Source organism: Microbulbifer sp. 2205BS26-8 (assembly GCF_030731025.1).
Taxonomy (GTDB): Bacteria; Pseudomonadota; Gammaproteobacteria; order Pseudomonadales; family Cellvibrionaceae; genus Microbulbifer; species Microbulbifer spongiae.
In genome coordinates, this window is sequence record NZ_JAVAMR010000045.1 from 22426 (window position 1) to 28990 (window position 6565).

5 protein-coding genes and 2 pseudogenes are annotated in these 6565 nt (G+C 52.1%); 4 read left to right on the top strand and 3 right to left on the bottom strand.

Annotated features, from left to right (window positions below; translation table 11 throughout):
* Positions 1-34: 34 nt before the first annotated feature.
* The 3 genes from atpG to Q5Y71_RS13425 are packed head-to-tail and all read left to right on the top strand — an operon-like array spanning position 35 to position 2796.
* Positions 35-895: a F0F1 ATP synthase subunit gamma gene (atpG, locus tag Q5Y71_RS13415; RefSeq protein ID WP_306042629.1), complete on the top strand. Its 861-nt coding sequence runs from the start codon at positions 35-37 to the stop codon at positions 893-895.
* A 59-nt stretch (positions 896-954) separates the two neighbouring features.
* The gene (gene atpD, locus Q5Y71_RS13420) at positions 955-2358 is read left to right on the top strand and encodes a F0F1 ATP synthase subunit beta (protein WP_301415677.1); all 1404 of its coding nucleotides are present in this window, start codon (positions 955-957) and stop codon (positions 2356-2358) included.
* An 18-nt stretch (positions 2359-2376) separates the two neighbouring features.
* Entirely contained in the window at positions 2377-2796 is a 420-nt protein-coding gene (locus Q5Y71_RS13425) for a F0F1 ATP synthase subunit epsilon (RefSeq protein ID WP_301415676.1), read from the top strand.
* Positions 2797-2942: 146 nt separating this feature from the next.
* Here the strand turns inward: Q5Y71_RS13425 and Q5Y71_RS13430 are convergent.
* Together Q5Y71_RS13430 and Q5Y71_RS13440 are read right to left on the bottom strand one after the other, a co-directional pair.
* Positions 2943-4103 (bottom strand): annotated as a pseudogene (locus tag Q5Y71_RS13430) (IS66 family transposase).
* The gene (locus Q5Y71_RS13440) at positions 4103-4408 is read right to left on the bottom strand and encodes an IS66 family insertion sequence element accessory protein TnpB (protein ID WP_306042630.1); all 306 of its coding nucleotides are present in this window, start codon (positions 4406-4408) and stop codon (positions 4103-4105) included. Before Q5Y71_RS13440 ends, Q5Y71_RS13430 begins: the two are co-directional and overlap by 1 nt.
* A 348-nt stretch (positions 4409-4756) precedes the next feature.
* Between Q5Y71_RS13440 and tnpA the strand changes: the two are divergent.
* Positions 4757-5192: pseudogene (gene tnpA / locus Q5Y71_RS13445) on the top strand (IS200/IS605 family transposase).
* A gap of 132 nt (positions 5193-5324) precedes the next feature.
* On the opposite strand, the gene Q5Y71_RS13450 reads toward tnpA, so the two are convergent.
* Entirely contained in the window at positions 5325-6185 is an 861-nt protein-coding gene (locus Q5Y71_RS13450; RefSeq protein WP_306042632.1) for a putative porin, read from the bottom strand.
* Positions 6186-6565: the final 380 nt, after the last annotated feature.

Consider the following 6565-nt stretch of genomic DNA (forward strand, 5'->3'; position numbering starts at 1 on the left):
ACATTCACAGTTCCAGCGAACAAGGTAAATCACTATGGCAGGCGGAAAAGAAGTACGCACAAAAATTGCCAGTATCAAGAGCACGCAGAAAATCACTGCCGCAATGGAAATGGTGGCGGCCAGCAAGATGCGCAGGGCTCAGGATCGCATGGCACTGGGTCGCCCCTATGCCCGGCGTATACGCGCGGTGATCGGTCACGTCGCCAACGCCTCGGCGGAGTACCGACATATTTACCTGCAGGAGCGCGAGGTCAGGCGGGTTGGTTTTGTGCTGGTATCCACAGACCGCGGACTCTGTGGTGGCCTGAACATCAATATGTTCAAGGCAGCCATTCGCGAGATGCAGGCTTGGTCCGAGAAAGGGGTCGATGTCGAAGTCTGTGCTGTGGGCAACAAATCGGCCGCTTTCTTCAATGCCATCGGCAGCAAGGTTGTCGCCGCGGTACGCGACCTGGGCGATGCGCCCCAGGCCAGCAAGCTGATCGGCTCGGTCAAGGTCATGCTGGACCGTTATGCGGAAGGTGATATTGATCGCCTGTTTTTGGTCTCCAATGAGTTTGTCAACACCATGTCGCAAAAGCCGCGGGTCGAGCAACTGCTGCCGCTGCCAAAAGACGAGGACGAACAACTCATGCACGCGTGGGACTACCTCTACGAGCCGGACCCGGTGGAATTGCTGGACGGCTTGCTGGCCCGCTATATCGAATCGCAGGTGTACCAGGCGGTCGTAGAGAACAAAGCCTGTGAACAGGCCGCGCGCATGATCGCCATGAAGAGCGCCACCGACAATGCCGGCGAACTGATCGACCAGTTGCAGCTTGTCTACAACAAGGCGCGCCAGGCGGCCATTACCCAGGAGCTGTCGGAAATTGTCGGCGGCGCCGCAGCGGTTTAAGCCCCCGCTGATACCTGCAGTGGCCGACCTTGAGAGAATTTAAAGCTGAGGATCCGGAAATGAGTAACGGACAAATTGTGCAAGTGATCGGAGCGGTCATCGACGTGGAGTTCCCGCGCGACAGCGTCCCGAATGTATACGATGCACTCGTGGTTGAGGGCAAGAACCTCACCATGGAAGTGCAGCAGCAGTTGGGTGACGGCGTGGTGCGCGCGATTGCCATGGGTTCATCGGAAGGTATCAGTCGCGGTCTGCCCGTGCACAATACCGGCGCACCGGTTTCGGTACCGGTTGGCCACGAAACCCTTGGGCGCATTATGGACGTGCTCGGTAACCCGATTGACGAGTGTGGCCCTATTGGTGAGAAGGAGCGCGCCTCTATTCACCGCCCCGCACCCACTTACGAGGAGCAGTCCAGCTCCACCGAACTGCTGGAAACCGGTATCAAGGTGATTGACCTGGTATGCCCGTTCGCCAAGGGGGGCAAGGTCGGCCTCTTCGGCGGTGCCGGTGTTGGTAAAACCGTCAACATGATGGAGCTGATCAACAACATTGCCACCGAGCACTCCGGCCTGTCCGTATTCGCCGGGGTTGGTGAACGTACCCGCGAAGGCAACGACTTCTACTACGAGATGGCGGAGTCCGGCGTCGTCGACCTGGACAACAAGGCCAACTCCAAGGTGGCCATGGTATACGGCCAGATGAATGAGCCCCCCGGCAACCGCCTGCGCGTGGCCCTGACCGGCCTCACCATGGCGGAAAAATTCCGTGATGAAGGCAAAGACGTACTGCTGTTTGTCGACAACATCTACCGCTACACCCTCGCCGGTACCGAAGTCTCTGCACTGTTGGGCCGTATGCCCTCTGCGGTGGGATACCAGCCCACCCTCGCGGAGGAGATGGGCGTTCTGCAGGAGCGTATCACCTCCACCAAGACCGGTTCCATTACCTCTATCCAGGCGGTGTATGTACCGGCGGACGACCTGACAGACCCGTCGCCGGCCACCACCTTCGCGCACCTGGACTCCACCGTGGTACTGAGCCGCGATATCGCCGCCAAAGGTATCTACCCGGCGGTAGACCCGCTGGACTCCACCTCCCGTCAGCTGGACCCGCAGGTGATCGGCCAGGAGCACTATGAGGTGGCCCGTGGCGTGCAGTCCGTACTGCAGCGCTATAAGGAGCTGAAGGACATCATTGCCATCCTGGGAATGGACGAGCTGTCCGAGGAGGACAAGCAGACTGTAGCCCGCGCGCGCAAGATCGAACGCTTCCTGTCCCAGCCCTTCCACGTGGCGGAAATCTTTACTGGTGCACCGGGTAAATACGTCTCCCTGAAAGAAACCATCCGCGGTTTCCAGGGCATCCTGAACGGTGAATATGACCACATGCCCGAACAGGCCTTCTATATGGTGGGAACCATCGATGAAGCTGTGGAAAAAGCCAACAAGGCCGAAGGCTAATCGAGATAGGCATATACTATGGCCATGACAGTACACTGTGACATTGTCAGCGCCGAGCAGTCTCTCTTCTCCGGACTGGTGCGGATGGTGATTGTGAGTGGCATCGAAGGGGAGCTGGGGCTCTCCTATGGTCACGCGCAGTTGCTCACTGCCCTGAAGCCCGGACCGGTACGCATCATCAAAGCCGATGGTGAAGAAGAGGTATTGTTCGTCAGCGGTGGCTACGCCGAGGTGCAGCCGAATATGGTGACCATCCTCGCGGACGTGGCCGAACGGGAAATCGATGAAGAGGCCGCGCAGAAGGCCCGCGAGGAAGCGGAACATGCCCTGCACAAAGCGCCCTCCGAGGTCGACTACGCGCGCATCTCGGCCCAGCTGGCCGAAGCCGAAGCCCGCCTGCGCACCCTGCAGGCGATTCGCAAGGCGGCCGGCAAGTAGTCGCTGCCTTACCTTTCCGAGCACCTGTTTTCAGGTGACTAAAAAAGCGGCTTCGGCTGCTTTTTTTGTAAGTATCAGTGGCTATTGTCCAACCACTTCAGAGTCTGTAGCGCAGGGATAACCGCTCATTCTACGGCGTTATTGCTTCAACCATAGATGTCTGACCGCAGTGGATTGCGGACAAACTTTTCTTTCCACATCCGCGGCGTTAGATCCGCAACCTCTCTGGCTGGGTGCTGGCCAACACGTAGCAGCACATCCGTGAGATAGGTATACGGATTGATGTCGTGCAGTTTGCAGGTAGTAATCAGACTTTGGATGATGCCTACATGTTCCGCACCCAACTCTGTCCAGCAGAACATCCAGTTCTTTCTGCCCATTGGGATGGGGCGCAGTGCGCGCTCCAGGTGGTTGGTGTCCAAAGGTAAATCCGGACCTTCCAGGAACACCCTAAGCTTATGCTCTCTCTGAATGACGTAACCGAGTGCTTTGGTAAGTGGGTTGGAGGGAATCAGATCTGTACGCTCAAGTTGGATTTGGCACCACTGGAAGAACTGATCTACTACCGGCTTGCTGTGTGTGAGTCGGTGTGCACATTTCTTGTCGCCAGTGAGGTTTGATTCAACAATCTCTTCTTCGATCTTGTACAGGCGGGCAATATGGTCTAGTGCGTAACGTACCGCCTGCGGCTCTTGCTGTTCCGCATCAATAAAGTAACGGCAGCTGTGTACCCAACACTGGGCGTGGGTGATGTTGACATTCTCTTCGGCAAAGCGTGCATAGGCGACGTAGCCGTCGCTCAGCAGGGTTCCGGTAAAATCCGTATTGAGTATTTTTTCGATATGCGCGCGTCCGCGGCTGGCACTGTAGGTAAATGCCACTTCATCGCATTCGCCGTACAGGGGCCAGAAGTAGCCCTGTTTCATTTTGCCGTTACCGCTCTTGCCGACTTTGATTGGCGTTTTGTCCATGGCCAGTACCCAGCTTTGCAGAATACTGAGCAACTGTGCCGCAGCAGTGGGGCGCAGTAAATCAATCGCGAGCTTGCACAGGTTGGTGAGGGTGGCGCGGCTGAGAGTGATCCCCGCCTGTCCCAAGCGCTGGTGCTAGCGGTACAACGGCAGATGGTACTGGAACTTGTCCACCAACATGGTCTTGCGGCAATTAATGAAGACGAAGTACTGGCCTTCGAGCGGATTTTCATCGAGCTGATTTTTGGCCAGCGCGGATAACCCACAAAAGGATTTGCGCATGTCGGTGGGCTCGGTACACAGCAGGATCCTCGCGCGGGTACCCACCGTGAACATCAGCGTTGACTCAGCTTCAGCTCAACGCCATTACCCAGGCTCAGCACGATCTCCCAGCCCGGAGAAGCTCCCGAACTCAGAGCGGCGAGATCGATAAATCCAGACGCCATATTCCCGTCCTGCCGAGTATTCTTATCTGGCGCTGACAGGCGTTTGCGCCACTGGCAGAAGCTGGCATAGCCGATAGCTTGCTCAGAGCAAAACTGCTTGGCGGAAGTGGCGCTGGCTTGCCACTTTTCGATAAGCGCTTGCCATTGTTGTGCGGACCGACGCGGGCGTAAAGTGTGGTTGTCTGTTGAACTCATGGTTGGCCTCCGTGTTGTTGACGGTGGCCAGAATAGTGTGAGGGTTTGGATTGGTGAATGACGCCCTACAATGACCGGTTACTAATTTAATCATTAGGTAAACCCCCGGGTATGCCGGGGGGATTCGAATAGGTTCGACCGTTGCTACGGTCTAGCAGGCTGCTGAAAAAGTCCCTTTAACGAAATTTTTACCTTAACTCTTATAAAATCAGAAAATTCAGAGCCTACAAAACAAGTGTTTTTTTGATTCTAAAACTTCAAGATGATGATGCTTTAATTCAAAATCCGAGTTTTTCAGCAGCCTGCTAGTAGCCTTCTATTTCGACCAAGAAGTAGAAGGGTGTACCTATGAGAGACTATAAAAGTTTGACGCATACAAGATGGGATTGTAAATACCATGTAGTGTTTATCCCAAAACGTAGAAGAAAGTTGATATATGGCAATCTGCGCAAGGGCTTGGGGGAGGTCTTCCATGGGTTGGCTGGTAGAAAGGGTTGCAAGATAGAAGAAGGACATTTAATGGCAGATCATGTGCATATGTGTATCAGTATCCCACCGAAGTATTCGGTATCGAATGTAGTAGGATATTTGAAAGGTAAAAGTGCCATTATGATAGCCAGGCGCTTTCTTTAAGGGGAAACAGAGAAAGTTTGCAGGAGAGCATTTTTGGGCGAGAGGCTATTTTGTCTCTACAGTAGGTCTGGATGAGGAACCGGTTAGAGCATATATCCGTAATCAAGAGCAGGAGGATGTTCGTCGAGATCAAATGATGCTGGGGCTATAGCGCCTTGGGTGCAAATAAAGCCCTTTGAGGGCGTCACCCTATAAGCTCCCGGCTTTGCCGGGAGTCGTTTAACTAATGAGGTTACCAGTTAATAAAAAGGGCTATCAAAAATAGCCCTTTTGTTGCGTAAACTTACAGCTGAACAGTTAAGCCCAACTCGAACTTATCTACCTCAACGTCCGCATTTGCGGCTACAGCAAAGGCTTCATGACCAAAGCTGCGAATATCCCAAGCAGCATTTGAAAGAATAGTGCTGTAGGCCGCCTCTACTGCAACATTGCGACTGAAGAAGTGAGAGAAGCCCACCTTGTAGTCTTCATTTTCGTCTACGGTAACACCAAAAGCTGTATTCCGCGTGAAGTAATAATCCGCACCAATTTGCCAGTAATCATCCCCTTCATCAAAGCTGGCATAGGCAAAATCTGCAGTTAAGTATTGATCATTACCCAGGCTGGCAAAATACTTGGAGGTAAATATGCGCACGTCAAAATCATCATCTGCAGCAAAATCAAAACCGATATAATCGGAGCCGCTCAGCTGGTGATTATAACGAGCCTCAATATAAGTTTCTTCATCAGAGTCTCTATCAGTATGAGACAACTTTAGCAAAAAGTTTGGTGTAAACAGGTAGCCAAGAGAAACTGTATTGACATTGTCGTCATCAACTTCGGTTAAATTAGCACCGAAAACCAATCCATTCCCAGCAAAATACTCACCGGCAACAGCAAAGTTATCCAGATCAAAACTACCCACATCGTAGTGGAGGTATGCCGCTGATATATTGCTGGCTTTATTAATATATTCAAATTCTCTAAGAGGCCCCAGGGACTCCTTGCCATCGAAGTAGTAAGTGGTCTCAGCGCTTAGCTGGTTGCCATCAATGTTATCAAAATCCAGATTAGAATATCCAACAGTAGTAATAGAATTGTACTCTTCTGCCGTAGCAGCAGCCGCGAGAAGCATCAGGGGAAGAGCAGCGAGCTTGAATCTCATGACAAAATCCTTCATTAACGATAGATCCAAATTGGGCTGAGGATTGTAACAGAAAATTCATTGTCCGCAACAACAGTAAATTACAAAAAATATGTAAATAAAGATTTTGCGGCAAATAGAATGAAATAGGTGGCAAGTTGAATGATTGCTAATTTCAGGCTAAAAAATACAGGCTGTAATCTCCTGTAATCTTGTGTAAGTGGTCAAGAATAAGTTTTCTTATAGAAAAGGTTTGGCGTTATATATTTATATTCAGCTTGTATTCAGGTTTACAGAATTACGATGCATCCGATTCAATATTTACTGCCCATTGCAGGTCTTGAGAGTGTAAATAATTCTGTGTTACCGCTCCTGCCAGTTGCTTATTGGTAGTCGGCGAA